This window comes from Vibrio sp. 10N.261.55.A7, assembly GCF_002877365.1.
Classification (GTDB): Bacteria; Pseudomonadota; Gammaproteobacteria; order Enterobacterales; family Vibrionaceae; genus Vibrio.
The window spans coordinates 1-26,330 of the sequence record NZ_MCWZ01000021.1; the positions used below are offsets into that span (position 1 = coordinate 1).

The 26,330-nt window shown below is 44.4% G+C and carries 24 protein-coding genes and 1 other annotated feature (1 of these 25 running past the window's edge); of the genes, 7 read left to right on the forward strand and 17 right to left on the reverse strand.

What is annotated here, in order from left to right; translation table 11 throughout:
• Nucleotides 1-89: 89 nt before the first annotated feature.
• Entirely contained in the window at nucleotides 90-482 is a 393-nt protein-coding gene (locus BCU12_RS02110; protein ID WP_102402748.1) for a DUF2750 domain-containing protein, read from the reverse strand.
• A 99-nt stretch (nucleotides 483-581) separates the two neighbouring features.
• Nucleotides 582-1,487, reverse strand: a complete 906-nt coding sequence (locus BCU12_RS02115) for a manganese-dependent inorganic pyrophosphatase (RefSeq protein WP_102402749.1) — start codon at nucleotides 1,485-1,487, stop codon at nucleotides 582-584.
• Between the two features lie 260 nt (nucleotides 1,488-1,747).
• Here BCU12_RS02115 and BCU12_RS02120 point away from each other — a divergent pair, with 260 nt between their 5' ends.
• The gene (locus tag BCU12_RS02120) at nucleotides 1,748-2,968 is read left to right on the forward strand and encodes a putative manganese transporter (RefSeq protein WP_102402783.1); all 1,221 of its coding nucleotides are present in this window, start codon (nucleotides 1,748-1,750) and stop codon (nucleotides 2,966-2,968) included.
• Nucleotides 2,969-3,011: 43 nt separating this feature from the next.
• Here BCU12_RS02120 and BCU12_RS02125 read toward each other — a convergent pair whose 3' ends face one another.
• The 4 genes from BCU12_RS02125 to torE form a co-directional block, all read right to left on the reverse strand.
• A complete protein-coding gene (locus BCU12_RS02125) occupies nucleotides 3,012-4,751 on the reverse strand; it encodes an alpha-galactosidase (protein ID WP_102402750.1) in 1,740 nt (579 codons plus the stop codon).
• A gap of 143 nt (nucleotides 4,752-4,894) precedes the next feature.
• Nucleotides 4,895-7,357 carry a trimethylamine-N-oxide reductase TorA gene (torA, locus tag BCU12_RS02130; protein ID WP_102402751.1) on the reverse strand — a complete coding sequence of 821 codons (2,463 nt, stop codon included), beginning with the start codon at nucleotides 7,355-7,357 and terminating at the stop codon, nucleotides 4,895-4,897.
• Nucleotides 7,358-7,381: 24 nt separating this feature from the next.
• Entirely contained in the window at nucleotides 7,382-8,563 is a 1,182-nt protein-coding gene (torC, locus tag BCU12_RS02135) for a pentaheme c-type cytochrome TorC (RefSeq protein WP_102402752.1), read from the reverse strand.
• A gap of 48 nt (nucleotides 8,564-8,611) precedes the next feature.
• Nucleotides 8,612-8,788 carry a trimethylamine N-oxide reductase system protein TorE gene (gene torE, locus BCU12_RS02140; protein ID WP_102402753.1) on the reverse strand — a complete coding sequence of 59 codons (177 nt, stop codon included), beginning with the start codon at nucleotides 8,786-8,788 and terminating at the stop codon, nucleotides 8,612-8,614.
• 401 nt (nucleotides 8,789-9,189) lie between these two features.
• Between torE and BCU12_RS02145 the strand changes: the two genes are divergently transcribed.
• The 4 genes from BCU12_RS02145 (at nucleotide 9,190) to BCU12_RS02160 (ending at nucleotide 12,115) form a co-directional block, all read left to right on the forward strand.
• On the forward strand, nucleotides 9,190-10,005 hold the full coding sequence (locus BCU12_RS02145) for an ABC transporter permease (protein ID WP_102402754.1): 816 nt from the start codon (nucleotides 9,190-9,192) through the stop codon (nucleotides 10,003-10,005).
• Nucleotides 10,006-10,299: 294 nt separating this feature from the next.
• A complete protein-coding gene (locus BCU12_RS02150; protein ID WP_102402755.1) occupies nucleotides 10,300-10,533 on the forward strand; it encodes a TIGR02647 family protein in 234 nt (77 codons plus the stop codon).
• A gap of 36 nt (nucleotides 10,534-10,569) precedes the next feature.
• Nucleotides 10,570-11,436, forward strand: a complete 867-nt coding sequence (locus BCU12_RS02155) for an NAD(P)H-binding protein (protein WP_102402756.1) — start codon at nucleotides 10,570-10,572, stop codon at nucleotides 11,434-11,436.
• The gene (locus BCU12_RS02160; RefSeq protein ID WP_102402757.1) at nucleotides 11,429-12,115 is read left to right on the forward strand and encodes a YdcF family protein; all 687 of its coding nucleotides are present in this window, start codon (nucleotides 11,429-11,431) and stop codon (nucleotides 12,113-12,115) included. Before BCU12_RS02155 ends, BCU12_RS02160 begins: the two co-directional genes overlap by 8 nt.
• Before the next feature lie 107 nt (nucleotides 12,116-12,222).
• Here BCU12_RS02160 and clpA read toward each other — a convergent pair whose 3' ends face one another.
• Complete coding sequence (gene clpA, locus BCU12_RS02165) at nucleotides 12,223-14,490, reverse strand: ATP-dependent Clp protease ATP-binding subunit ClpA (RefSeq protein WP_102402758.1); 2,268 nt, start codon at nucleotides 14,488-14,490, stop codon at nucleotides 12,223-12,225.
• A 42-nt stretch (nucleotides 14,491-14,532) separates the two neighbouring features.
• Nucleotides 14,533-14,853 (reverse strand): ATP-dependent Clp protease adapter ClpS, encoded by a 321-nt coding sequence (gene clpS / locus BCU12_RS02170; protein WP_102402759.1) that lies wholly within the window; start codon nucleotides 14,851-14,853, stop codon nucleotides 14,533-14,535.
• Between the two features lie 468 nt (nucleotides 14,854-15,321).
• On the opposite strand from clpS, the gene cspD reads away from it, so the two are divergent.
• On the forward strand, nucleotides 15,322-15,543 hold the full coding sequence (cspD, locus tag BCU12_RS02175) for a cold shock domain-containing protein CspD (RefSeq protein ID WP_102402760.1): 222 nt from the start codon (nucleotides 15,322-15,324) through the stop codon (nucleotides 15,541-15,543).
• Between the two features lie 74 nt (nucleotides 15,544-15,617).
• On the opposite strand, the gene BCU12_RS02180 is transcribed toward cspD, so the two are convergent.
• A complete protein-coding gene (locus tag BCU12_RS02180; RefSeq protein WP_102402761.1) occupies nucleotides 15,618-17,843 on the reverse strand; it encodes an NADP-dependent isocitrate dehydrogenase in 2,226 nt (741 codons plus the stop codon).
• A gap of 287 nt (nucleotides 17,844-18,130) precedes the next feature.
• Here BCU12_RS02180 and BCU12_RS02185 point away from each other — a divergent pair, with 287 nt between their 5' ends.
• Complete coding sequence (locus tag BCU12_RS02185; RefSeq protein ID WP_102402762.1) at nucleotides 18,131-18,820, forward strand: pseudouridine synthase; 690 nt, start codon at nucleotides 18,131-18,133, stop codon at nucleotides 18,818-18,820.
• Between the two features lie 76 nt (nucleotides 18,821-18,896).
• Here BCU12_RS02185 and hisIE read toward each other — a convergent pair whose 3' ends face one another.
• The 8 genes from hisIE to hisG form a co-directional block, all read right to left on the reverse strand.
• Nucleotides 18,897-19,547, reverse strand: a complete 651-nt coding sequence (gene hisIE / locus BCU12_RS02190; RefSeq protein WP_102402763.1) for a bifunctional phosphoribosyl-AMP cyclohydrolase/phosphoribosyl-ATP diphosphatase HisIE — start codon at nucleotides 19,545-19,547, stop codon at nucleotides 18,897-18,899.
• Nucleotides 19,544-20,317, reverse strand: coding sequence for an imidazole glycerol phosphate synthase subunit HisF (gene hisF / locus BCU12_RS02195; protein ID WP_017060270.1), 774 nt, complete (start codon nucleotides 20,315-20,317; stop codon nucleotides 19,544-19,546). The genes hisIE and hisF overlap by 4 nt, the downstream gene beginning before the upstream one ends.
• Complete coding sequence (gene hisA / locus BCU12_RS02200) at nucleotides 20,299-21,036, reverse strand: 1-(5-phosphoribosyl)-5-[(5-phosphoribosylamino)methylideneamino]imidazole-4-carboxamide isomerase (protein ID WP_102402764.1); 738 nt, start codon at nucleotides 21,034-21,036, stop codon at nucleotides 20,299-20,301. Before hisA ends, hisF begins: the two co-directional genes overlap by 19 nt.
• Nucleotides 21,037-21,079: 43 nt before the next feature.
• Nucleotides 21,080-21,694: an imidazole glycerol phosphate synthase subunit HisH gene (hisH, locus tag BCU12_RS02205; RefSeq protein ID WP_102402765.1), complete on the reverse strand. Its 615-nt coding sequence runs from the start codon at nucleotides 21,692-21,694 to the stop codon at nucleotides 21,080-21,082.
• Between the two features lie 24 nt (nucleotides 21,695-21,718).
• Nucleotides 21,719-22,807 carry a bifunctional histidinol-phosphatase/imidazoleglycerol-phosphate dehydratase HisB gene (gene hisB / locus BCU12_RS02210; protein WP_102402766.1) on the reverse strand — a complete coding sequence of 363 codons (1,089 nt, stop codon included), beginning with the start codon at nucleotides 22,805-22,807 and terminating at the stop codon, nucleotides 21,719-21,721.
• Nucleotides 22,808-22,938: 131 nt separating this feature from the next.
• A complete protein-coding gene (gene hisC, locus BCU12_RS02215; protein ID WP_102402767.1) occupies nucleotides 22,939-23,979 on the reverse strand; it encodes a histidinol-phosphate transaminase in 1,041 nt (346 codons plus the stop codon).
• Between the two features lie 9 nt (nucleotides 23,980-23,988).
• A complete protein-coding gene (gene hisD / locus BCU12_RS02220; RefSeq protein ID WP_102402768.1) occupies nucleotides 23,989-25,284 on the reverse strand; it encodes a histidinol dehydrogenase in 1,296 nt (431 codons plus the stop codon).
• 4 nt (nucleotides 25,285-25,288) lie between these two features.
• Nucleotides 25,289-26,185 (reverse strand): ATP phosphoribosyltransferase, encoded by an 897-nt coding sequence (gene hisG, locus BCU12_RS02225; protein ID WP_102402769.1) that lies wholly within the window; start codon nucleotides 26,183-26,185, stop codon nucleotides 25,289-25,291.
• 52 nt (nucleotides 26,186-26,237) lie between these two features.
• Nucleotides 26,238-26,330, reverse strand: a sequence feature (His leader region) (it continues 43 nt past the right edge of the window).

Here is a 26,330-nt window from a genome sequence, read left to right on the forward strand (position 1 = left end):
AAGTCGCGATGAACCAAAAAAAAGGCCATTGAAAATTCCCTATTCAATGACCCATTACTAATCGCTTTATACGTGAACGTTTCTATTAACTAACGCTTTGCAGCTTGTTTTTTGAGTTCGAAATCGAACTCGTCAGGGAAAACGATCACACCTTCTTCTTTCTCATTAGGGAAGACAACTATCGACAGTTCATCGTCTTCTAAACCCGTTGTCCAGCGGCTATGCCACTTATTTAAAGAGATAGATTCGGCCTTGCACTCTTTCCAATCTTCCGTTGCCCAAGCAAGTGCAAATTCTTCATTTGGCCAAACAGGAACACAGTCATCCTCTTCTGTATTGAGCATGACACAACCATCTTCATCAGTCAGAATCCAGATTTGACGATTTGAAACCATCTCTTTAATGCAGTATTTGAATCTCTGCTCATCATTGTAACTATTAATGGTCGAGATCTGATCGGCGCTTAATGCTGTTGTTGTCATCATTAGTTCCTTAACTTCGGGTTGCTTTCGTAGTGCGTCTTTAATAACTAAAAACGCCCACAGAGGTTATCTGTGGGCGCTTACCTGACTAGTCTGAAATTATACTAGTTCAGCTTGTAGCCAAGGCCAACCTTGTTTCTTACGGCTTAGCGTATTTTCCATCATTAGTAAGCCATCTTTCTCGTGCTTAACTAATTTCTCAGCCCACTCTCCTTTATAAAGTAGACGAGTTTGAGCGGTTGTGATGTCTGTTAGCATCACTGCAGCGAATGCAAGACCATCTTTTTCACAGCGCGACTCTAAATCAGCTTCTAGAGCATCAATCATGCCGTCTACTTGCTCTAAAGTTGCAAGCTCAACCTGGCCAACGACCACGTCACGACCATTGAAAGGGTAACCTTTCAGGTCTTTCTCAACTAGCTCGGCAGCTGTTAGGCCTTCAATGTTAGTTTTCGCGATGAGTAGCTCTTTGATGAATGTGTCTACATCTTGTACGTCAGCGATCTCAGCTAACTCTGCGACAGCGTCTTTATCTTTTTGGGTACAAGTTGGAGAGGCGAAACCAACAGTGTCAGATAAAATAGCTGACATCATCAGTTTAGCGATCTTTTGAGAGATTGAATGACCTTCAATCTTAAACATATTGAAAAGAACAGTATTGGTACAACCTACAGGCCAGATCCAAGCTTCCATTGGGTTTACTGTCATCACGTCACCAAGGCGGTGGTGATCAACAATACCTAAGATTTCCGCTTCAGCGACATCATCTGGCGCTTGTGCGAGATCAGAGTAGTCAACTAGCCAGATTTTCTCGCCAGCTACAGAAGTACGCAGTTCCGGAGTTTCAGCATCAGCAACTTCTAGAATGTGCTGAGTTTCACGATTGATTTCGCCTTGGCGAATTGGCATTGCCTCTAAACCACGAGACTTAAGCAGCTCAGTGGCTACCAATGCACTACAAATACTATCGCTATCTGGGTTCTTATGACCGACAACTAGAATCATCTTTCTTCCTGTCCATTTAGTTTATTCACCCTCTAACGGGGTGAGGTTGCTCACAAAGGTGCTACTTTACCTGAATTTAAAAATTTGTCATTCCCTAAGCACGCAAAGCCCGAGTGATTGCACTCCCCTGCACTTCTTCCACCCCATTTGGGCTTAGAGCAAAAAACTCGCTTTGCTTGTTATAAAAGTTTACAAATAATATTGATAATGATTCTCATTTACATATAATGAGAATCATTATCAATGACGGGTACCCAGGTATGAACACTTCTAACCCATTTCTCAATTTTCCTAGTTGGCTTTCCGCTACCCAGTTTGATCTTGCCTATAAGCGACTGCTTCTTCCTATTTTGCTTGTCGCCCTAATCGCTTCTGAGACCACTAGAGAGCTCGTCGTTGCGACGTTATCTGATGCATTCTGGGCTGTTTCTTGTTATGTCGCGTTCACTCTCGCCATCTACCATTATTTGTCGAGCTACATGAACAAAACTAACGCGCTGGTTAAGCTTTACAACACTTCTCGTTCCCATCAGGTTTTCTTTGCCTCATTACTGGGTGCTTTACCAGGCTGTGGTGGAGCCATTGTTGTAACGACGCAATTTATTAGCGGTCGCGTCGGTTTTGGGGCCATTGTGGCTGTTTTAACTTCGACCATGGGAGACGCTGCATTCTTACTTCTCGCAAGTAAACCTGACGTTGGCCTCGGTGTGGTTGCGCTCGGTGTGGTTGTCGGTACGCTATCAGGCTGGGTCGTCAATTATTTCCACGCCGATGACTTTCTAAGGCCAAAGAAACAAGAAGATACCCCAGAGAAATGCTGTGTACGTAACACTCCAAAAGAAACGTCTTCTGGTGATTCTCTAGAGAAAAAAGCGATCAATCTGCAAGGGATATTTTGGAAACTCCTTTTAGTTCCAACCACTGCCATCGCATTATTGGGGTCATTTCAAGTAGACGTAAATCAGCTTCTTGCGCTTCCAGAAGTGACCATTGAATGGGTAGGCACGGGGTTAATCATCGTCAGCATGTTTTTGTGGGCAATGACTAAAGAGATCAAAGACTATCAATCTACCGTTTCAGAAGATGAAAAATACTCGGGTTCTCACCCTATCCAAAAAGCTGCACAGGATACAAATTTTGTCACAGCTTGGGTGATCGTTGCTTTCCTTCTTTTCGAACTCACCACGTTTTTCGCGGATATCAATCTATCTGAGTTAGCTTCAGGATGGGGAGTGTGGATGCCGCTAGTTGGTTTAGCGGTAGGGATACTTCCTGGTTGTGGTCCGCAAATATTGATTACAAGTATGTATATTTCAGGCGCAGTTCCACTCTCAACGCAATTGGCCAATTCGATTTCGAATGACGGAGATGCATTATTCCCTGCCATCGCACTGGCACCGAAAGCCGCTTTGGTGGCTACTTTCTACTCTGTCATTCCCGCTTTCATTGTTGGGTATGGGTTTTACTTCTTGTTCGAATAAAAAGAGTCGCTCTAAAGCTTTTCGGTAGAGCCGCTTAACAATATCAGCTAGCCGTAATGATAGCGCGGCTACTCAATCCCTTATCTAAACTGACTTCCAACACTTGCATAGGCTCGGAAGTCAGTTTCTTTCCTGTCCAGTAATCATACCAGTACACAGGCTTACTCGATGTCAGTGTCACTTCTGTTTCATCCCCTTGATAATGAAACAAACAGTGCAGGTCATTATGGTCTGTGATTGGCAAGAACGCGTGTGACAACGATAAAGATGTAAACTTAGCGACGTTCTGGTTGTGCTTTTGTCTTAACACCAATTTGGTAAGACTTGATTTCGCAAAAGGCGTGAGTTCTGGAAGAGGATCTCCAGATAGAAGCAACCCACCGCTCGCTAATAACGCTGTGCGATGAAATTCATAATACTGCCTTTCGGTCGTTTGGTTCGGAAGCGACACAAACGTTGCGCAATCTGGATCAATGTGCCAAAGCTTTCTGTGTTGCCAGCTGCGAAAAAATGTCTCTTGGGCAATCTGGCTAAATCGGTCTGGAGAACGTTCCACATCGTCAGACACTCTCATCGCATCAACCAAGCCTAAAGATGGCCACATCGGCGCGTTGCAGCCTAATATCCACGCATCCCCTGCCCCTATTTCAATCGCTGCCATGCCCATTCGATAGGCTTGTACGCCAGTAATACCGGATAAATACCGCTTCCCTTTTAGCGTTCCCCAATAATTAGCGTCCAATTTAAACAGCTCGACACCCCATTCTTCCCGCATCGTCCTCACTACTTTGGTGAGGTACTCTTGCACCTCTGGATGTGACGCATCGAGAATATACCAAGGTGTACAACGCCAACCGCCATAAGTAATGTCTTCAGCTTTGAGAAAATCTCCTGAAGCGTGCTTCACAAACCAATCAGGATGTTGCTTGAATAACTGAGATTCCGCTTGAGCAATGAATGGTGCGAGCCAAATAGCCGGTTTTTTCCCTTGTTTCCGTATTCCTTTAATAAGAGATTTCACACCATGAGAAAATTTGTCTGAAGGCGTTAACCAGTCCCCCATGAATGCCTGATAGCCATCATCGAGTAAGACCCACTCTAAATAATCAAGATCGTCTTTCATAGACACGACGTTTTGGCTGATATTCTCTTCCGTTACAGAGGCGTAGTAGGCATACCACGAGCACCACCCTATTGGGGATTTCTGCGTCAATGTGCTCTTAGGTGGATGATGGATACTGATCAGTTGGCTGTATTCCTCAAACAGAAGAGAAAGTGATGGGCCGCTAAGAATAGCGACTGACTCAAGGCTTTGACTGTCCCAATCGAGAGGGTAAGTTTGTTCTCCATCAACATTGGCGACAATCGTTCTCTGGCCGTCTATCTCTTCAATCAAGAAATACCCAGCGAATCGGTCACAGCTTGTGAAACCAAGCAATGTGTAGCCGGTCGATTCTTCGATAACCAAATAATTGTAATAGCGTTTGATGTCGGTTTGTGGATAGATTCTATAACTGGCGTTGTTATCTGGGCAGCGCCCAACATCAATGGGGTTGTCGCAGGTACCCGATGTTTGGGCCAACATTTGGAAGCCGTCACCTATCAATGTGGCTGACACTTCAAATTCAAACGGCAGGGTAAACAGACGATATTCATTGGAAATTTCATTGTTATGGATTCCGATGAATCGAAACGTAAGCTCTTGATTAGAGAGAGATACGGATAAATCGTTGTTCAGCACCGACACTTCTCGCTGGCAAGCTAGTGTAATAATCTGCGCCATAGTGTTGTCACCACCTCTTTTATTTCTACTGAAAACACCAACGAATCGTTACTTTATTATTTTTATACTATCTATTTGGATTTTAATACAAAAAAGCCAACCCTGTTGGGCTGGCTTAATTTTTTGTTACCGTAAGCGAGTATTTAGCTCACTTCAATCGGACCGCCGAATGAGGTTACTGGCGGCACTTTGCCTGTGAATTTCTCAAAGTCAACTTGGCAAGTGTTCGCAGAAGTCGCTTGGGCAAGCTCCGACGATGGAATGTCCTGCGTTAATGTGTTTGGATCACCATACGTATCAAGTGCGCCAATTTTTTCATTAATTGGGCCATACCATGCGCCTTCTTCAATACGAACAACCCCAGGTGCGTAGCTATCCATTAACACGGCGCCTGCAAGTAGCTGACCTCGGTCGTTAAAGACTCGGACGATGTCTCCATCTTTCACGCCTTTTTTCTTCGCGTCTTCAGGGTTGATGTAAATAGGCTCGCGACCTTTAACAGCATACGTTGCACGGAACTCTTCAGATTCACACATCTGTGAGTGCAAACGCTTGTCAGGGTGGCACGATTGCAACCAGTACGGGTGTTTATCAGAGCCAGGACCACCGTGAGAGCGTTCCGATTTCTCGAACCACATCGGGTGGTTTTGGCACTTCTCATACCCCATGTTACCGATCGTTCTACTCGAGATTTCGATAAAGCCAGAAGGTGTACCCAGTGCATTAATTTCAGGGTCTTCACGGAATGCGGCGTGACGAGTCCAAGGCTTGCCTTTACCGAAGTCTAAGAAACCTTTTTCCCAGAATTCGTCAAACTCTGGCATTTCGAAAGCGCCTTCATTCGCAGATCGACACTCATTGTACAGCGAGCGAACCCACTGCATTTCATCCATGCCACGAGTATATTCTTCGTGACGTCCCCAGCGACGAGTTAGGTTTCGCATAATGTCGAAGTCTGATCTTGACTGGAACAGTGGATCAACCAACTTCTGCATTGCCACTAACCCACGCCCAGAGTACGCACCGTAACCATCAATATCGTTACGCTCCCACTGAGTACAGGCAGGAAGAACAATATCAGAGTGGCGGCAGGTCGCTGTCCACGCAAAGTCAACTGCGACTACTGTCTGCAAGCTCTTAAATGCTTTACGCATTTTGTTACGATCTTGGTGATGATGCCAAGGGTTGTTACCACTGAACACCATCATCTTGATGTCTGGCAGTGTTACCGTAGACCCGTTCGCTTGAATCTTCTTACCTGGTTCAAGTAGGCTATCAACCCAACGAGCCACAGGGATAACGCGGCTGTAACCGTTAAAATCGTTGTTGTTGTATTTTGGCTCTTGCCCTTGGTCGATGTTCAGCGGGAATGAGCCTGGTGCACCAAAGCCCGTTGAAGAAACACCGATACCAGAGTAGTGGTGCCCGTAAGAGATACCACCGCCAGGAAGGCCAATTTGACCAACCATTGCTGCCAATACCGCACACATCCAGTAAGGTTGTTCACCGTGCTCTTGGCGTTGGATGCTCCAGCCCACCATGATTTGGGTGCGGCCGTTAACCAGCATATGAGCAAATTTACGAATACTTTCAGCGCTTGCGCCACAAATTTCCGCCGCCCACTCTGGTGTTTTCTCGACCTTGTCTTTGGTTTCACCTTGAACATACTGAATAAAGTCATCAAAGCCTAAACAGTACGTGTCAATAAACTCTTTGTCGTACAGCTCTTCATTATAAAGTACATGGGCAACACCTAGCATGAACGGGACATCGGTCTGCGGGTTGATGTACATCTGCTCGTTATTAAGGAAACGACCCGTTTTGTTTTGAACAGGATCAACAGAGACAACGTTGATCTCTTTGTTCGCCACTTTCTCTTTCAGTTGATTAAGGTATTCAAACGACTCATGTGTCTCACACGTCCAGCCAACCTGAAGGTTCTTAACGGGATCGTTGCCCCACATGATGATGTTGTCACTGTTCTCTAGGATGAGTTCCCAAGATGTACCTTGTGCGTATACCTCTGTAGACCCAAGCACGTACGGCAAAATGGTTTGGCCAGCACCCGTTGAATAGTCACCGATCTTCTTCACGGAGTTACCGTGTAATCCCATCGCTCGCATCATATGGTTGGTACAGCTGTGGAATTGACCCGTTTGACGCCAACCCGTTTGGCCCGTATGCAGCGCCCAAGGACCGTAATCTTTTTGTACACGCTCTAATTCGCGGTATACAAGATCAAGTGCTTCGTCCCAAGTCACACGTACGAAACGGTTGTTACCACGGGTATCTGCGCTGTATTTGTGCTTCTTAAGCCAATCTAGGCGAACCATAGGGTAACGAACACGTGAAGGGCTATAGATGATGCCTTTGATACCATTAAGCATCTCTGTTGGGTGCTTATCGATTTCTAGCGGTTTAATCTCTTGTACTTTACCCGCATAAACTCGTGCTCTAAATGCGCCCCAGTGAGAGCCCGATACTCGCCATGTGCCTTCTGTTTCAGCCGCCATCGCGGAAGTCGACGCAAGCAAGCTTGGCCCGATGACCGATGCAGCACTCGTTGTCGCGACGCCTTTTAGAAAACTTCTTCTTGAAATTGCCATTGTATTACTCCAAATTGACGTCGATTAATGATGACCTTCAGCGAAATCTGATGAGTGCTTCTGTAGATACTTAAGAACAAGTGCTTCTGTGTCAGTATCGAAATTTACGAACGCAATCATTCCATCAAGCATGCCGACCCAGCCGTTAGCACTGAAGTGCGCTTCTTCTGGTTGAGAGTGACAAGTTGAACAGTTGCTTGTGTAAGCCCCTTCCGCCGCATTCCAAATTGGATTGAACTCGGTCACCATTGATTCTTTTTTCATCCACAAAGACAAGCTAACTTCTTCCCAAGGAAGGCCTGTTAATTCATCTTCTTTCTTCTCACCGATACTAATCGATTCACTCTCAGACACTTCACGAGTCAGAATTGCCGTTGAAATATTCAGTCCAAAGTCTTCTTGGATGACTCGACCAAAGCCTTTCGCTTTACGCCAACCATCGATTTGAACCTCAATCATGTCGCCACTTTCAGCGATAATAGAGACTTCACTGGCTGGGCTTAATAGGCCTGCCTCAGTCGCCCCAGTTTGATCGGTATAAAGCGGTAAATGACGGATAGAGATGACATCACTGCCATTTGCGTAGCGAGTACCATTAGCAATTTGCTCGAGATCGCCAACAATCCCACTCGCTGACGCCATGTCTTGTGGTAAGTGGTGAGCGATGCCTTTATGACAATCAACACAGCTTTGGTCACGATCCGCTGCTTGTTTCATTTGAATGCGCGCAGTTGGAGACATTTGCTCAAAGTCCATGGACTCGTAAGCATGACAGTTTTTACACTCTAGTGAGCCATTTGCCGAGAATCGATCCCATTCATGGCGAGCAAGTTCTAAACGTCGAGCCTCAAATTTTTCAGGCGTTCCTAAATCACCGAATATCTGCGCAAACACTTCTTTTGAAGCTTGCATCTTACGCGCAATTTTTGCTGTCCATTCATGTGGAACGTGACAGTCAGGGCACGTTGCTCTCACACCAGAACTGTTTTTCCAGTGTGCCGTCTCTTGCAACTCAACGTATACGTTTTCTTTCATGGTATGGCAGCCAATACAAAATTCTTCTGTATTCGTTGCTTCTAAGGCCGTATTAAAACCGCCCCAAAAGATCACACCAGCTATGAAACCGCCCATTGTTAGCACACCAAGGCTAATGTGAACTGCTGGACGAGTCATTGTTCGCCACAGCTTAATAATCAATGATTTCATGTTTTGCTCTCTTAAAAATTCTAATCAAAAGTGGGTTGTGAGACGGTTTTAGCCATGTGCTCCAGGAGGCCCCATGAAGAACACTTGCAACATCCAAACAATGAATCCGTAACCGCCAACAAAGGCGACACTTAAGATTGGAAAGAGGATAACGGTAATGAAAAGAAACGACTTCCACTCCATTGAACGTTTTTCAACGCTTTGAACATTATTAACATCACTCATACATTTACCTGCATTTTATCGTTAATTTTCTGATGGCTCAGTTTTCTTACGACGTAAAACCAACTTTTGTTTTGATAAATTTTAGTTCAAAATTTCGGTTCACTTCAATTAGAACCGCCTAATAACCCTAGTTAATCAACGCTTTCTTGAGGTCATCCAAAGTTGTGTTTGAATAACAGAACATGTGTAAAATTATGAACAAATGTGACAACTTGTACATGTTAATTATAAGTAAAAATTACAACACATGAGAAACAAACACCCATAAGTAGCTTTTACCATACTACTCAAAATGAAGGCGGTTCTTCTCGGTTTGTTAACTAGCTTCTTTTGTCGTCGGAAAACAGTGCTATAAGGAAAGGGAATTCTGTACAATTCTATGTGGTTATAAAGGAGCTCTCATGGAATCCATCGTTGATATTTCTTTTCTGCAACTCGCCCTTTTCAGCTCGACGCTGCTTATCCCAATTTTCATTAATGTCCACTATCAACTTGATCTAGGAAAAGATATTTTTCTTAGCATCACACGAATGGTTATTCAACTCATTGCCATCGGAATTTACCTCGAGTATTTGTTCTCCATCAATAGCTTAGCTATCAATCTAATTTGGATAGCAATCATGATTGTCATTGGTTCGCTCTCCATCATTGGCAAAGCAAAGCTCCCTACTCGTTTTCTTTTTAAACCAGTAAGTAGCGGGCTTCTTTTGGGGCTATCGCCTATTCTCATATTGCTCTGTTTTGTCTTTATTCAGCCCAAACCTGTATACAATGCTCAATACTTGATCCCACTTGCCGGCATGCTATTGGGTAACAGCCTCAGCGGGAATATTATCGCACTACAAAACCTATTCACGGCTTACGAGAGTAGACGTTCAGAATACGAAGCTGCCCTTTCCTTGGGCGCTTCACCAACGTATGCCTCGATGCCATTTTTGCGAGAAGCCATACAAAAATCATTCGCACCTGTTTTGGCTTCAATGGCAACAACAGGACTTGTCACACTTCCAGGTATGATGACAGGTCAAATTTTAGGCGGCATTGCCCCGATGACTGCAATCAAGTACCAATTGATGATTATGATCGCGATTTTTGTGATGATGAGTATTTCCGTGACACTGTCTCTACGACTGAGCCTTAATAGCGCAATCAGTTCTGAAGGACGCATTCTCATCAATCGTATCGATGCGAGCAAAACCAAATCCGCGCGTAATTAAATAGCCGAGAGATTTAGTGGAGCGCTCTCGAAGAACCATTTTTCGTATACAAAATGTACTACCCTTTCATTTAGAAACACTTTATCCACAGAAATTGTGGATAACCTGCATAAGCCTATGAAATAGTTGTTTAATAGATGAGGGTAGTAACCTAGGCAGTAACCATCGTTCTGCACCTCTAAGTAGAACAAAACAGCGCCAATTTGGTTCTAATTAACACTTCTCATCAAGGTTGTTTGCAGTGCCTGAGATGCTTGCTTAATGTGTAGCAAAGAGTACTAAAAGGATCAAATAATGAAATATTCTCAAAAACACATCGCTGAACTGAACTTACTGCTTCAATTTGACGTCAGCAGTTCAGCAACCGGTATTAAAGTGCATCAAGATGCCTCTGACGACGTTCAGGAAGCCGTTGGCAGTCTGTATTCGAAGGGGCTTTGTACGCTACCTGATGGTGGCTATCTAACAGACGAAGGCATTGAAACTGCAGAGAAAGCAGACAAAATATTACGTGTGCTGAATGCCTAAGTAGCGCTTCTAAAATCTTAGAGCAACTAGATATCAATGAAGAACATCACAATTATTGGAGCGGGCTGGCTAGGCACACCTCTTGCCACTTCGCTCCTTTCTCAATATGACAAAGTATTCGCCAGCAGGCGGACAAGTAACAAAGCCTCTGAGCTTGATTCGCTAGGAATCTGTGGCTTTAACTGTAACCTCGAACAACCAGAATCTCTTAAACACTCACTTGATAAACAACAGCCTGATGTCATCATTGGCTGTTTCCCACCCGGTTTCCGTAAAGGACTGACCAACGAGTATAAAGAGATGTGGCGTTTTGTTGTCGAAGCCGCTGTCTCAGCAAACGTTAGAAAAATCATCATGGTGAGTTCTAGCGCAGTTTATCCAAGCCTAAACCTCGCAGAGAATAGTGATGCTCAATCAATTTTAGAAATGATTGAAAGTAAGGCGAGCTATGTTATTGCTCAACAATCGCCCGACTTCAGCAACAACGCTCAGGTTTTGCTTGAAGCCGAGCAACATGTCATCGACTCTGGGTTAGAATTTGTCGTGTTGCGAATGAGTGGTTTAATTGGCCCACAGCGTCACCCAAGTCGCTTTGTGAGCAAATTGAAACAGGTTAGTCGCCTAGCCCCTGCTAATATGGTTCACCTTACGGATGCTATTGGCGCGATTACTTATTCATTGAACTCGATTACCAATCAGGTCGTTAACGTTACTTCACCAAATACGGTGAGCAAAGAGACCTTCTATCAGCATGCCTTGCTTCAAGCGAATCAATCGCTTTCTTTAATGCCCGAAATCGTCGCAATACCTGACAAAAGGATCGTGACTGACAAAATCATCAAGCTTGGCTATCAATATCGCTACCCAGACATATTAAGTGCGTTGGAGAGTATAAATGAATAAAGCTTCTGACAACGGCCAGAAAGAGTCTCACAGGTCACCAGAGAAACGCTTATATCAGCATATAGAAACACTGTGGGACTATATGAAGATGGGCCACAAGCCGGCACAGTCCGATCTCATCTTCGTTCTTTGTAGCAATGACCTGCGTGTCGCCTCACATGCTGCCAAACTGTACCTAGAGGGATATGCTCCAAAGATCTTATTCTCTGGAGGCATGGGACGCTTTACCGACGGTCTATTTGATAAAACAGAAGCTGAGACTTTTGCAGATATTGCTAAAGACGCAGGTGTCCCATCTGAAGCTATTTCCCTTGAGACTGAAGCGACGAATACAGGTGAAAACATTACTTTAGGATATGAGGTAATGATCCGTAAAAACCTCGCTCATCAAAAACTATTACTCGTTCAAAAACCCTTCATGGAACGAAGAAGCTACGCAACGTTCATGAAACAGTGGCCCACTCAATGTGAACGTGTATTGGTCACTTCTTCATCAGAAAGCTTTTTTGATTATATCTGCCCAGATATGCCACTGGATATGGTTTTGAAAGCCACGATAGAAGATTACGAACGCATCAAGAATTATCCGGCTAAAGGTTTTCAGATTGAACAGCATATCCCTGACGATGTCGAAACGTCATACCAATACCTAATCAGGCACTACTTGCCTCTGTGTTAGAACCTCTAACAAAAGTGCGTATAACAGTCACCTATTATCACTTTCATTAAGCATAAAAAAACCAGAGTCATTAACTCTGGTTTTTCATTTACTCGCTTTTACTGTGATTAATGAAGCGCTTCTTCTTTTGCTCCAACATACTTAAACACAATATTGTCTTTTTTCAGCGTCACTTTCACTGTTCCACCATCCACTAACGACCCAAACAACAGTTCATTAGCCAGTGGTTTCTTCAATTGCTCTTGAATAACTCGACCCATAGGACGCGCACCCATCGCTTTATCATAACCTTTAGCTGCGAGCCAATGTCTAGCATCCTCAGCGACCTCTAGAGAGACACCTCGTACATCAAGTTGCGCTTGTAACTCAACAATGAACTTATCAACCACTTGATGGATTACCGTTTCATCCAGGCTATTAAACCAAATGATGTTATCAAGTCGATTTCTAAACTCAGGCGTGAAGACTTTCTTAATCACAGCCATCGCATCTGGCGCATTGTCTTGCTGAATCAAACCAATTGATTTTCTTTCTGTCTCCTGAACACCGGCATTCGTCGTCATCACGAGAATGACATTTCTGAAGTCGGCTTTGCGTCCGTTATTATCGGTTAACGTACCATTGTCCATGACTTGCAATAACAAGTTGAAGATATCTGGGTGAGCTTTCTCTATTTCATCCAGCAATACAACTGAGTGAGGATGTTTAATTACGGCATCAGTTAGTAAGCCACCTTGGTCATAACCAACATAACCTGGAGGCGCACCGATTAAGCGACTTACCGAGTGACGTTCACCGTATTCAGACATATCGAAACGAAGTAATTCGATTCCCATCAATTTGGCGAGCTGAAGCGTTACCTCTGTTTTACCAACCCCTGTTGGGCCTGCAAACAAGAATGAACCAACCGGCTTATTGTCAGCACCAAGACCAGCGCGAGTTAACTTAATCGCTTCACTTAACACATCGATCGCTGGATCTTGCCCGAACACCAGCATTTTCATCTTGTCGTCAAGGTTTTGTAGAATATCTTTGTCTGATGAAGAAACCGATTTTTCTGGGATTCGAGCCATTTTTGCAACCATGGATTCGATATCCGCAACGCCAACGGTTTTCTTACGACGGCTCGCCGGTGCTAATCGACTGCGCGCACCCGCTTCATCAATAACGTCAATCGCTTTATCGGGTAGGTGACGCTCATTGATGTATTTAGCTGAAAGTTCAACAGCTGCTCGAAGCGCTTTATTGGTGTAGCGAACTTCATGGTGAGCTTCGTATTTCGGTTTCAGTCCAATCAGAATCTTTGTGGTGTCGTCTAGCGATGGCTCTACAACATCAATCTTCTGGAAGCGTCGAGATAGCGCACGCTCTTTTTCAAAGATATTACTGTATTCTTGATAAGTCGTGGACCCTATACAACGAAGCTTACCACTACTGAGCAACGGCTTAATCAGGTTTGCGGCATCAACTTGACCACCTGAAGCTGCACCCGCGCCGATGATAGTATGTACTTCATCGATGAATAAAATAGCGTCGTCTTCTTTTTCCAGTTGCTTCAGAATTGCTTTGAAGCGCTTTTCAAAATCACCTCGGTATTTGGTTCCCGCCAAAAGCGAGCCAATATCTAGCGAATAAATAACGCTATTTTGAATGACTTCTGGAACCTGACCTTCAACAATTCTCCAGGCTAGGCCCTCAGCAATCGCTGTTTTACCCACTCCCGCTTCACCAACAAGTAGGGGATTGTTTTTTCTGCGACGACAAAGTACTTGAATCGTGCGCTCTAGTTCTTTATCTCGTCCAATAAGTGGGTCAATGTGGCCTTGTTTTGCTACTTGATTTAGATTCGTTGCAAAGCTCTCTAAACGTTCTTCAGAGCCTTGTTCCTCAGAGGCTTCTTGGCCAAACGATTCTGATGATGAATCATCATTTGAACTGGAAGACTTGGTAATTCCGTGAGAAATGAAATTCACAATATCTAGACGACTGATATCATTTTTCTTCAATAGGTAGGCTGCGTGAGATTCTTGTTCACTAAAAATAGCCACGAGTACATTCGCACCAGTAACCTCGCTGCGTCCCGAAGATTGGACGTGGAAGACTGCACGCTGTAGAACGCGTTGAAAGCTTAAAGTAGGTTGGGTTTCTCGAGTTTCATCGTTTTCTGGGATAAGCGGCGTTGTTTGGTCGATGAATATATCAAGTTCTTGTCGCAAAGCATCTAAGTCTGCCTGACAAGCCGATAAGGCCTCTTTAGCCGCATCATTTTCTAATAATGCAAGTAGGAGGTGCTCGACCGTCATAAACTCATGTCGTTTGTCTCTTGCGCGGGCAAATGCGCCGTTTAGACTCGTCTCTAACTCTTTGTTAAGCATAAGTACCTCCTTAAAGAACAACTAAGTTGTTCGGTGCAAGCGCTACGCTTGCTCTAATGTGCAGAGCAGTGGATGCTCATTTTCCCTAGAATACATAGTGACCTGCGCCACTTTTGTCTCTGCAACTTCAGCGGTAAACGTCCCGCATATTGCTTTTCCTTCATAATGCACTTGAAGCATGATCTGGGTTGCTTTCTCTATATCCATTGAGAAGAAGCGCTCTAGGATTTCAATCACAAAGTCCATCGGCGTGTAGTCATCGTTATTCAACAAAACGTTATACATCGCAGGTGGTTGGATTTTCGTTTTTTCTTTCTCCAGTAAATCTGAGTCTGGAGTTACCCATTCAAAATTTCGGCCCATGATCCATTCAAATATTCAAGATTTCTAACTCGATTTTACCACTTTGTAAAAGCAAAGTTTTAGATTTATCTCTTAGGATGGCGAGAAAAAAATGCGCCCCGAAAAACATCTCCTACTTAGAGACTAATCCAGCAATTCAATCGCTGCAAATAAAAGATGGGTCTCATTGATCAAGAATTATCTAATTGATTAAAAAGCAAACAGTTTAATACTTGAGCTATGTCAAATTAGCCATATTGACCACTGTCAAGTTGCAAAAATGTAAATCTCAAAAGTGATTTGTTTGCAAATATGTAGCAAATAAGACGTTTTGCCTATTGACTGTCTCGACTCATTGACTACATTGGTCAGTTAGTGAGTAAATATTTATAAGCATATGAATTAATAGTCACTGACGGATCGACGCTAGGTTTAAAGCGCAATCTTCTAAACACAACATCAGTAATAAATGCATGAGGGATGTATAGCATGGCTACAGGTACAGTAAAATGGTTTAACAATGCCAAAGGATTTGGTTTTATCTGTCCGGAAGGTGAGGACGGGGATATTTTCGCTCATTACTCCACAATTAAGATGGATGGGTATAGAACACTGAAAGCTGGTCAGCAAGTTGCTTATGAAATAGAGCAAGGCCCGAAAGGTTCCCATGCTAGCTCTGTCGTCCCTATCGAAGCTCAAATGGCAAAATAGCCGTTAATTCGCTTCATTCGAATAAAAAATAACCCCGCTATATAAGCGGGGTTATTTGTTTCTAGTTACAACAATTAGCCATTAATAACGTTATTCAACGTTTTGCTAGGTCTCATCAGAGAAGCAACTAAGTCATCATTCAATGCGTAGTAACCACCTAGATCGCCAACAACGCCCTGTGCTTCATTTAATTCAGACACGATTGTTGTTTCATTGTCACTTAAAGCTTTAGCGATTGGAGCAAATTCCGCAGCAAGCTTTGCATCAACTGACTGCTCAGCTAAAGCTTTAGCCCAGTAGGCCGCAAGGTAGAAGTGGCTTCCGCGGTTATCAAGTTCGTTCACTTTACGTGATGGTGACTTATTCTCATCTAAGAATTCACCCGTCGCTTTATCCAAAGCATCCGCCAAAACTTGAGCTCTTGCATTGCCTGTTACTGTGCTTAGGTGTTCTAAAGAAGCAGCAAGTGCTAAAAACTCACCAAGCGAATCCCAACGTAAGTGGTTTTCTTTCTCTACTTGTTGAACGTGCTTAGGTGCAGAACCACCAGCGCCTGTTTCAAATAAGCCACCACCATTCATAAGAGGAACGATAGACAGCATTTTGGCAGAAGTACCCAGCTCTAAAATTGGGAACAGATCCGTTAGGTAATCACGCAGTACGTTACCTGTTACTGAGATAGTATCCAAACCTTCTTTAATGCGCTCCAAAGAGAACTGACACGCTTCTAACGGTGCTAGAATTTTTATCTCTAATCCCGCTGTATCGTATTCAGGTAAGTAAGCATTAACTTTCTCAATCAACTGAGCATCGTGCGCACGGTTTTCATCTAACCAGAATACCGCTGGTACGCCAGTAGCACGAGCGCGCGTAACCGCTAGTTTAACCCAATCTTGGATTGGAGCATCTTTAACTTGGCACATACGGAATACATCGCCGTCTTCTACCGATTGCTCAAGTAGAGTAGTTCCAGAGGCATCCACAACACGAACAGTACCAGCAGCATCTAGCGTAAACGTCTTGTCGTGTGAACCGTATTCTTCTGCTTTTTGAGCCATTAGGCCTACGTTTGGAACGCTACCCATCGTTGTAGGATCAAACGCACCGTTTACTTTACAGAAATCAATGACTGCCTGATAGATACTTGCGTAGCTGCGATCTGGGATCATCGCCTTGGTATCTTTTTGCTTGCCATCTGGGCCCCACATTTGGCCAGAAGAACGCAACATTGCAGGCATTGAAGCATCGACGATAATGTCACTAGGTACGTGAAGGTTTGTAATACCACGGTCTGAATCAACCATAGCCAATGCAGGCTGTGTTTCGTAAACTGCAAGAATTGCAGCTTCGATCTCTTCTTTTTGAGCTTGTGGTAGGCTCGCTATTTTCGCGTATACGTCACCTAGACCGTTATTGACGTCAACGCCAAGCTTTTCAAAAACTTCGCCATACTTGTCGAACACTTCTTTGTAGTACACTTTAACAGCGTGACCAAAGATGATTGGGTCAGAAACCTTCATCATTGTTGCTTTCATGTGCAGTGACAATAGAACGTCTTGCTTCTTAGCATCTTCAATTTCTTTCTCGAAGAATGAAACTAATGCTGCTTTGTTCATCACTGAACAATCAATGATCTCTTTATCAAGTAGCGGGAAAGCTTTCTTAAGCACTTTCACTGAACCATCAGCTGCCGTGAATTCAATCTTCACATCAGTAGCACCGTCGATCGTGACCGACTTTTCACTACCAAAGAAATCTTTGTCTGACATGCTAGATACATGAGATTTAGAATCTGAAGCCCAAGCACCCATAGAATGCGGGTTCTTCTTCGCATAGTTCTTAACAGATAATGGAGCACGACGATCTGAATTACCTTCACGTAAAACTGGGTTTACTGCACTACCCTTAATTTTGTCGTACGTCGCTTTAATCGCTTCCTGCTCGTATGTGCTTGGCTCTTCCGGGTAATCAGGTAAGTCGTACCCTTTCGCTTGTAGCTCTGCTACTGCCGCTTTTAGCTGTGGTACTGAAGCAGAAATGTTTGGCAGCTTAATGATGTTTGCTTCAGGTGTTTTTGCGAGTTCGCCTAGTTCAGCCAGTGCATCACCAATGCGTTGTTCTTCTTTTAGATGCTCAGGAAAGTTTGCAATGATACGTCCCGCTAACGAGATATCTCGAGTGTCTACATTGATACCAGATGATGCTGTAAACGATTGAATAATCGGTAATAGTGAATAAGTCGCTAGTGCTGGTGCTTCATCCGTAATGGTATAAATAATCGTAGGTTTTTCTGTAGGCATGAAATTTCCCTATTGTTCTAAGCAGCTTCTATTATCTCAATAGCGCTGTGTGAATGTCCGTATCTGCGTTGATACGATTTTATCACTCTTTTAATCTTCTTAGGCTGCTAAGTTGAGTATTAACAACCTAAGTCCTTGAGTGCTGATACTTATAATTAAACAAAACCGCGAGAATAGTCTATTATCTTGTGCGTTATTCTGTTTTTGGGCGCGCAAATAATAGCTTATTTACAGATTCTACAAAACTTTTTAACACTGTTTCTTTACAATTTTGCAAGGTAGTTAACATGCAACTTCGCTCTCGTCGTAAACAAGGCCAACCTTCATCAGATAAAAATGGTGCGCATTTTAAACAGCGAGGCACTTCAAACGGAAACCAACGCGTGCGTATTAGCCGAAAACACAGCAAATCAAAACCAGCAAAGGTAAAACCGGAAGACCGTAAAGTTCTTTTGTTCAATAAACCTTACGATACCTTGAGTCAATTTACCGATGGCAATGGGCGAAAAACCCTCGCAGATTACATCCCAGTGAAAGAAGTATACGCAGCAGGTCGTCTCGATAGAGACAGCGAAGGCTTAATGATCCTAACCAATGATGGTGTTCTTCAAGCACGCTTAACCCAACCAAGCTCTAAGTCACCGAAAACGTACTGGGTCCAAGTCGATGGCTCTCCCTCTGACGAGAGCCTGAATAAACTACGTGATGGCATCGAGCTGAAAGATGGCCCTACTCTTCCTGCGACAGTTGAAAGAATGGAAGCACCTTCTGTTTGGGAGCGAAACCCTCCTGTTCGTGTTCGGGCGAAAATCCCTACCACATGGCTTGCCATAACCATCATTGAAGGCAGAAATAGGCAGGTGAGACGAATGACCGCGCATATTGGTCATCCAACGTTACGGTTAATACGTTACTCAATAGGCAATACTCAGTTAGGCGACCTAAAGCCTGGAGAGTGGCGAGAAATAGCCCTCTAGCGAATAGAAAATCAGAACCAAAAAGAAAGGCCAGTATTGAAATACTGGCCTTTAGATTGAACTCATTAAAAGCTTATTACTTATGACGTTCTTTAAGCTTGTTCACCACGTCGTTCATAGACAAACCTTGGTCTTGAAGAAGAACCATCAAGTGGTAAATCAAATCTGCTGATTCACACACTAACTCCGCCTTATCGCCCGACGTCGCCGCAAGCGCGACTTCAACGCCTTCTTCGCCCACTTTTTGCGAAATACGCTTGGTGCCACGGGCATATAAGCTGGCAGTATAAGAAGATTCAGGGTCTGCGTCCTTGCGGGCAGCCAGTAGCTGCTCAAGCTGATGAAGCCACACCATCTGTGTTTCGTCTTGCTTATCTGCGTCCCAGCACGTTGTCGTGCCTGTATGGCAGGTTGGGCCAATGGGATTCACCTTTACCAACAAAGTGTCACTGTCACAATCTAATGAGAGGTTAACCAACTGAAGAACATTTCCGGAGGTCTCTCCTTTGGTCCATAAACGCTCTTTTGTACGAGAGAAGAACGTCACTTGGCCTGTTTCACCCGTTTTTTCAAGGGCTGCAGGGTTCATGTATCCCATCATAAGCACTTGGCTCGATTGGTAGTCTTGAACAATAGCAGGCACTAAACCACCCACTTTTTCCCAATCAATACGCTCTGACAATGCGCCTACTTCTGTTTTTGATAAGCTTACGGGTTCAAAACTCATAGTCGCACCTCTACATCTTGTTGTTTTAAATATTGTTTAAGTTCACCAATATTGATGACTTGTTTGTGGAATACTGAAGCTGCTAGTGCTCCGTCCACGTTGGTTTTTTTATAAGCTTCAGCAAAGTGCTCCATCGCGCCAGCACCACCAGAAGCAATCAATGGCACATTACACACTTCACGCACCATGTTTAACTGATCGATGTCATAGCCGTTGCGAACACCATCTTGGTTCATCATGTTTAACACAATCTCACCTGCACCACGCTTCTGTACTTCCTGCACCCAGTCTTTGGTTTCCCACTTGGTTGCTTTAGTACGCGCTTCATCGCCAGTGAACTGGTAAACCTGATATTTACCGGTTTCTTTATCGAAGTATGAATCGATGCCAACAACAATACACTGCACGCCAAACTTATCAGCAAGGTCAGTGATCAGTTGTGGGTTAGCCAATGCAGGCGAGTTGATCGAGACTTTATCAGCACCAAACTCAAGAATGCGCGCTGCATCTTCTGCTGATTTAATACCACCAGCGACACAGAAAGGAATATCGATCACTTCTGCTACGCGTTTTACCCAGCTCTTATCAACCACACGACCGTCGCTTGATGCGGTGATGTCATAAAATACCAGCTCATCGGCGCCCTCTTCTGCATAGCGTTGTGCTAGCGGAACGATGTCACCAATAATTTCGTGGTTACGGAACTGAACGCCCTTAACCACTTGTCCGTCACGGACATCCAAACAAGGGATTATTCGCTTTGCCAACATGCAAATGCCTCCTCTGTGGTGAACTTGCCATCAAGCAATGCGCGACCAACGATCACACCAGCAACACCGCTACCTTTTAGAGCTTCGATATCAGCCAGACTACCGATGCCACCAGATGATTGGAACTGAACTTGTGGGTACTGCTTACAAAGATCAACGTAAAGCTCTACGTTTGATCCTTCTAGCGTGCCATCACGTGAAATATCTGTACACAGAACGTGTTTAAGACCCACTGTTAGGTAGTCTTCAATCAGCGCTTCAATCGTCACGCCTGAATCTTCTTGCCAACCTGAAATCGCCACTTTACGTGTGCCGCTTTCGTCGATATTGATATCCAGAGCCAGCACGATTTTTTCCGCGCCATATTTCTCCATCCAACCTTTAACAAGCTCAGGTTGCTTAACTGCTGTTGAACCTACAACAACGCGCTGTGCGCCAGCTTCAAGTAGGTCGACCACGTCTTGCTCGTTACGCACACCGCCGCCAATTTGGATATTGGCCGGTGTACTAGCTAGTAGCTTTGCGATCAGGTCAAGTTGACGAGCGGTTGTGTCTTTTGCACCTGTTAAGTCAACAAGGTGAAGCCAACCTGCGCCAGCTTGGTGATACAGGTTAAACTGCTCTGCAGGGTCTACTTTGTATTCTGTTACTTGCCCGTAATCACCTTGGAATAAGCGAACTACTTGGCCTTCAATTAAATCTAATGCGGGAATAATCATTTACATTCCTTATATGGCAACGTTGGCCGCTGCCTAATCCTTATTACAATTCCAAGAAGTTCTGAATCAGCTTAGAGCCTGCTTTTGAAGAACGCTCTGGGTGGAACTGAACACCATAATAGTTACCACTTTGCACCGCCGCTGTGAACGGGTTACCGTAATCACATTGTGCGATAGTGTAGTCACCCACTGGCATTGCGAAGCTGTGAACGAAATAGAAATACTCGCCTTCTTCAATGTCTTTAAACAAAGGGTGGTTAGGTGTCGAGGTTACTGTGTTCCAACCCATGTGTGGCAGTGGTAAATCGCCCGTTTCAAGTAAACGAACTTCACCATCACACAGGCCTAGACATTCAACTAACTCGTCAGCCTTTTGGCCTTTCTCTTGAGACAGTTTGCCTAACAGCTGCATACCTAAACAAATACCCAGCAGAGGTTTCTCTACTTTCTTCACAAGAGAAACAAGGTCACGCTCTTGTAGGTTCTTCATTGCCTCACTTGCTGTGCCTACACCCGGTAGGAAAAGCTTGTCGGCGGCAAGGACGACTTCTGGTTCTTTTGAAATCTCAACTGCGTAACCCAAACGTTCAATGGCAAATTTCACCGAAGAAACGTTGGCACACCCAGTATCAATAATGACGACTTTTTGATGTTTCATTGTTTTTCCTTGCTAACGTTAGCCTTACAAGACGCCTTTGCTGCTTGGTAACTCATTACCTTCAACTTTGATTGCTTGGCGAAGAGTACGACCAAACGCTTTAAACAAGCTCTCAATGATATGGTGATCATTATTGCCATCAGAAGAAAGGTGTAGCGTACAAGCCAGTGTGTCGGTTAGAGAGCGGAAGAAGTGAACCACCATCTCAGTTGAAAGATCACCCACTTGTTCGCGGCTGAATTTAGCATCGAACTTAAGATATGGGCGGCCAGAAAGGTCTAGCGCACACTGAGCCAAACACTCATCCATTGGTAGGCTGAAACCGAAACGGCCAATACCACGTTTGTCACCTAACGCAACTTTCAGTGCTTCACCTAAAGCGAGAGCAGTGTCTTCGATTGTGTGGTGATCATCAATGTGCAGATCGCCCTTCACCGTCAGGTTCATTTGGAAACCGCCGTGTGTCGCGATTTGATCCAGCATGTGATCGAAGAAGCCCATGCCAGTGTCGATCTTATTGCCACCGGTTTCATCAAGGTTTACTGCTACCTTGATATCCGTTTCTTTAGTCGTGCGAACCACTTCAGCAACACGAGCGTTAACCGTCAGATCTTTAACGATTTGTGGCCAATTAAGCGTGCCTTCCGTTTCTGCATCCGGGCCATATTGAATACCACGGATTGCCATATTCTCGGCAAGTTGAAGATCCGTCATTCGGTCGCCAATCACAACAGAGTGTTGGAAGTCGACTTTACCGCCTTGTAGATACTCTTTAACCATACCCAGTTTAGGCTTGCGGCAAGAGCAGTTGTCTTCGTCAAAGTGAGGACAAATAAGCACATCGTCAAACTTAACGCCTTGAGATTCGAAGAACTCCATCATCATATTGTGTGGCGCATCGAACTCTTCTTGTGGGTAGCTATCGGTACCTAAGCCATCTTGGTTAGTGACCATCACTAAGCGGTAGCCAGCATCTTGCAAAGCAAGCAGGCTAGGAATCACGAGCGGTTCGAATTTTAGTTTGTCTAAACGGTCTACTTGAAAATCGACTGGCGGCTCAACAATTAAGGTGCCGTCACGGTCTATAAAAAGTATTTTCTGTTGTTTACTCACTTGAACTTCCTTTTAATTTTAAATCTGGTGGCCTAGCTAAAATCAAACGCTAACCCAAAATATTGGTTTCACTTGCCAGCCTGCGATTAATCAAATCAAACTGGCCAATGTTATTACTGGTAAGCGTTTCGTTACTGATAAAAATTACGAATGAATCCAAGTGTCTTTTCGCACTCTTCGCGGTTACCAATACTAATACGAACACAGTTTTCAATTGGTGAATTACGCAAGATGATGCCCGTATCCCAAGCCGCTTTAAATAAATCGTCACCATTCGGGAATTTAACCAGTAGGTAGTTACCCCAACCATCAAATACCGTCACTTGTGGCATGCCTAATAAACCCGCTTGCAAATATGCTCGGTTAGCACTTAAATCCAGAACCTGGAACTTAGCTCGCGCTAGCCCTTGCTCTGAAAGTGCTTGAACGGCGATGTCAGCAACAGGGATTGGCACTGGATAAGGCGCAATCACTTTCAACAGTACATCGATCAGCTCTTTATTCGCTAGCGTAAAACCACAGCGTAAACCCGCTAAAGCAAAGGCCTTCGACAAGGTGCGTAAAATCGCTAGGTTTGGATATTTCTCAAGCAAATCAACGGTTGATGCTTCAGGACAAAAATCGATGTACGCTTCATCCATCACCACAATCGCTTTGTCTTGCGTCATTTCAAGCAACTTGATGATGTCTTTGCGATCGACCAAATTACCGGTTGGGTTATTTGGGCTACAAACAAACACCACTTTTACGTTGTCGAGTTGAGCTTCAATAGCGGGAAGATCCAATTGCCATTCAGAAGTCAGAGGCACCACTTTGCGCTCAACACCAATCGTCTCTGCACTGATTGCGTACATACCGTAAGTGGGTGGGCAGTAAAGAATAGCGTCTTCGTTCGGCTCACAGAAAGCACGAATCAGTAACTCAATACCTTCATCAGCACCACGCGTTGTCAACGTTTGCTCTGATTTCACGCCAGCATATTGAGCGTAAGCATCAATCAACTCTTTTGGCTGACACTCGCTGTAACGGTTAAGACGAGACAAGTTTAGGTTGTACTCGTTATCAAACGGAGATTCGTTGGCGTTCAACCACACATCTCCGCTACCACCAATGCGCCTTGCAGATAAGTAAGGTGTTAGAGCCTGAACCTGTTTTCTTGCTAACTTTTCCATGCCCTACCCTTATTTCGCTTTATCTAACTTTTCAATTCGAATGGTCACAGCACGTTTGTGCGCATCCAAACCTTCGGCTTCTGCCATCGTGACTACTGTTGGCGCCAGGCCTTTTAAGCCATCAGCCGTTAACTCTTGCACCGTCATACGCTTAGAGAAATCCGCCAAACCTAGGCTCGAATATGTCTTGGTATAACCATAAGTTGGTAAAACGTGGTTAGTACCTGACGCATAATCACCTGCGGATTCTGGAGACCAGTCACCAAGGAAAATTGAACCAGCATTATCCAGTAACGGAAGCAGTTCACGTGGGCTCTTCGTTTGCACGATTAAGTGCTCAGGACCATAATAATTCGAGATTGAAATCGCTTGAGTCAGTGACTCTGAGATTATCACTAGGCTAGAAGCCAGTGCTTTTTGAGCAATGTCTGCGCGAGTCAATTCTTTCAACTGACGCTGAACAGCATCTGTCACTTGGTCAGCAATAATCGATGACGGCGTCACTAGCACAACCTGTGAATCCGGACCGTGCTCTGCTTGACTAAGCAAGTCGGCGGCAATAAAGTCAGCATCCGCACTTTCATCAGCCAACACTAACACTTCAGACGGTCCTGCTGGCATATCAATCGCTGCCCCGCGGAAATCATTGCTCACCTGTCTTTTTGCTTCGGTGACATACGCGTTTCCTGGGCCAAAGATCTTGTCCACTTTAGTGACTGTTTCAGTGCCATACGCCATTGCTGCGACGGCTTGACCACCGCCAACGCTATAGACTTCATCAATGTTACAAAGCTTAGCGACGTATAAAATTTCATCCGCAATCGGTGGTGGGGAGCAAAGCACTACCTTACGGCATCCTGCGATTTGAGCTGGCACACCAAGCATTAATACTGTTGAAGGCAATGGTGCGCTTCCACCTGGAATATAAAGGCCAACTGTATTAATAGGGCGCGTTACTTGCTCACACACGACACCTGGTTGAGTTTCAACTTTTAACGGTTGTGGCCTTTGAGCTTTGTGGAATTTAGCAATGTTGCTATAAGCTTGCTCGAGTGCCGCTTTCATTTCTTCACTAAGGCGCAGAGAGGCGGCGTCGATATCATCGCCAGAGACACGAATTGAGTCCAACTTTACGCCATCGAACTTTTCTGTCAGCTCTACAAGAGCGTCATCACCTTTGTTTCGAACATTTGCTATAACATCAGAAACTGCAGCTGTAATGTTAGCGCCTTCGGTAATCGCAGGGCGCTCTAGCACAGAGTCTTGTTGAGATTCACTCAGTGACTGCCAAACTACGGTTCTCATCGCGTTACCCCATCATTTTTTCAATAGGAAGAACAAGGATTGAGCTAGCACCTAACTCTTTTAATTGTTCCATTGTTTCCCAGAACAGATTCTCTGTACTTACCAGGTGAACCGCTACTTTTTCTGTATCCATTGATAGTGGCAATACGGTTGGGTCTTCAGCACCTGGTAGAAGCGCTTTTACTTGCTCTAATTTCTCTACAGGTGCGTGAAGCATGATGTACTTTGACTCTTTGGCTTGCTGAACACCTTGCATACGTGTGAGTAGTTTTTCGATCAATGCTTCTTTATCCGCGTCAAACTCGCCTTTGCGTTGAATTAGCGTAGCTTTAGATTGGAAGATAACTTCAGCTTCTTTTAATCCATTCGCTTCAAGTGTTGCGCCAGTAGAAACAAGATCAGCAATCGCATCAGAAAGGCCAGCGCGCGGTGCGACTTCAACCGAACCAGTAAGCATACAAGCACTATAATCAACACCTTGCTCATCCATGAAGGCTTTCAATAACTGAGGATAAGTTGTTGCAATTCGCTTACCCGCAAGATCTTGAGGGCCGTTATATTCTTCATCTTTATTGATAGCGATAGATAAGCGACAGCCACCAAAATCTAAACGACGCAGTGGAACATATTCACTTGGTTTACCCAATGCTTTGCGATCTAAGCGTACTTCTTCTAACTCATTTTCACCGATAAAACCAAGGTCAACCACCCCATCCATAATCAAACCTGGGATGTCGTCGTCACGGACTAACAGTAGATCAATTGGCATATTTAATGAATGAACAACAAGACGCTCACCCATAACGATAAATTTCACACCACATTTTTTTAGTAGCTCCTGGCATTCTTTACTCAGGCGGCCTTTCTTCTGGATGGCAATTCTTAAACGTTGTGCTTGCATGATTTCTTCCCTGTACAAATTGTTGAATTTATTAATAATTGATTGAGCTAAAACTAAAAAACCCTCGGGAGACTATTGGTCTCCCGAGGGTTTGAATCTTGTATTGCAGATTTCACCTCCGGGAGCTTCTGCCTCCCGGGTATGC

Excerpts from the sequence above, each read along its gene's own strand:
- BCU12_RS02110 (WP_102402748.1), bottom strand. The coding sequence starts at position 482 with ATGACAACAACAGCATTAAGCGCCGATCAGATCTCGACCATTAATAGT.
- BCU12_RS02115 (WP_102402749.1), bottom strand. The coding sequence starts at position 1,487 with ATGATTCTAGTTGTCGGTCATAAGAACCCAGATAGCGATAGTATTTGT.
- BCU12_RS02120 (WP_102402783.1), top strand. The coding sequence starts at position 1,748 with ATGAACACTTCTAACCCATTTCTCAATTTTCCTAGTTGGCTTTCCGCT.
- BCU12_RS02125 (WP_102402750.1), bottom strand. The coding sequence starts at position 4,751 with ATGGCGCAGATTATTACACTAGCTTGCCAGCGAGAAGTGTCGGTGCTG.
- torA (WP_102402751.1), bottom strand. The coding sequence starts at position 7,357 with ATGGCAATTTCAAGAAGAAGTTTTCTAAAAGGCGTCGCGACAACGAGT.
- torC (WP_102402752.1), bottom strand. The coding sequence starts at position 8,563 with ATGAAATCATTGATTATTAAGCTGTGGCGAACAATGACTCGTCCAGCA.
- torE (WP_102402753.1), bottom strand. The coding sequence starts at position 8,788 with ATGAGTGATGTTAATAATGTTCAAAGCGTTGAAAAACGTTCAATGGAG.
- BCU12_RS02145 (WP_102402754.1), top strand. The coding sequence starts at position 9,190 with ATGGAATCCATCGTTGATATTTCTTTTCTGCAACTCGCCCTTTTCAGC.
- BCU12_RS02150 (WP_102402755.1), top strand. The coding sequence starts at position 10,300 with ATGAAATATTCTCAAAAACACATCGCTGAACTGAACTTACTGCTTCAA.
- BCU12_RS02155 (WP_102402756.1), top strand. The coding sequence starts at position 10,570 with ATGAAGAACATCACAATTATTGGAGCGGGCTGGCTAGGCACACCTCTT.
- BCU12_RS02160 (WP_102402757.1), top strand. The coding sequence starts at position 11,429 with ATGAATAAAGCTTCTGACAACGGCCAGAAAGAGTCTCACAGGTCACCA.
- clpA (WP_102402758.1), bottom strand. The coding sequence starts at position 14,490 with ATGCTTAACAAAGAGTTAGAGACGAGTCTAAACGGCGCATTTGCCCGC.
- clpS (WP_102402759.1), bottom strand. The coding sequence starts at position 14,853 with ATGGGCCGAAATTTTGAATGGGTAACTCCAGACTCAGATTTACTGGAG.
- cspD (WP_102402760.1), top strand. The coding sequence starts at position 15,322 with ATGGCTACAGGTACAGTAAAATGGTTTAACAATGCCAAAGGATTTGGT.
- BCU12_RS02180 (WP_102402761.1), bottom strand. The coding sequence starts at position 17,843 with ATGCCTACAGAAAAACCTACGATTATTTATACCATTACGGATGAAGCA.
- BCU12_RS02185 (WP_102402762.1), top strand. The coding sequence starts at position 18,131 with ATGCAACTTCGCTCTCGTCGTAAACAAGGCCAACCTTCATCAGATAAA.
- hisIE (WP_102402763.1), bottom strand. The coding sequence starts at position 19,547 with ATGAGTTTTGAACCCGTAAGCTTATCAAAAACAGAAGTAGGCGCATTG.
- hisF (WP_017060270.1), bottom strand. The coding sequence starts at position 20,317 with ATGTTGGCAAAGCGAATAATCCCTTGTTTGGATGTCCGTGACGGACAA.
- hisA (WP_102402764.1), bottom strand. The coding sequence starts at position 21,036 with ATGATTATTCCCGCATTAGATTTAATTGAAGGCCAAGTAGTTCGCTTA.
- hisH (WP_102402765.1), bottom strand. The coding sequence starts at position 21,694 with ATGAAACATCAAAAAGTCGTCATTATTGATACTGGGTGTGCCAACGTT.
- hisC (WP_102402767.1), bottom strand. The coding sequence starts at position 23,979 with ATGGAAAAGTTAGCAAGAAAACAGGTTCAGGCTCTAACACCTTACTTA.
- hisD (WP_102402768.1), bottom strand. The coding sequence starts at position 25,284 with ATGAGAACCGTAGTTTGGCAGTCACTGAGTGAATCTCAACAAGACTCT.
- hisG (WP_102402769.1), bottom strand. The coding sequence starts at position 26,185 with ATGCAAGCACAACGTTTAAGAATTGCCATCCAGAAGAAAGGCCGCCTG.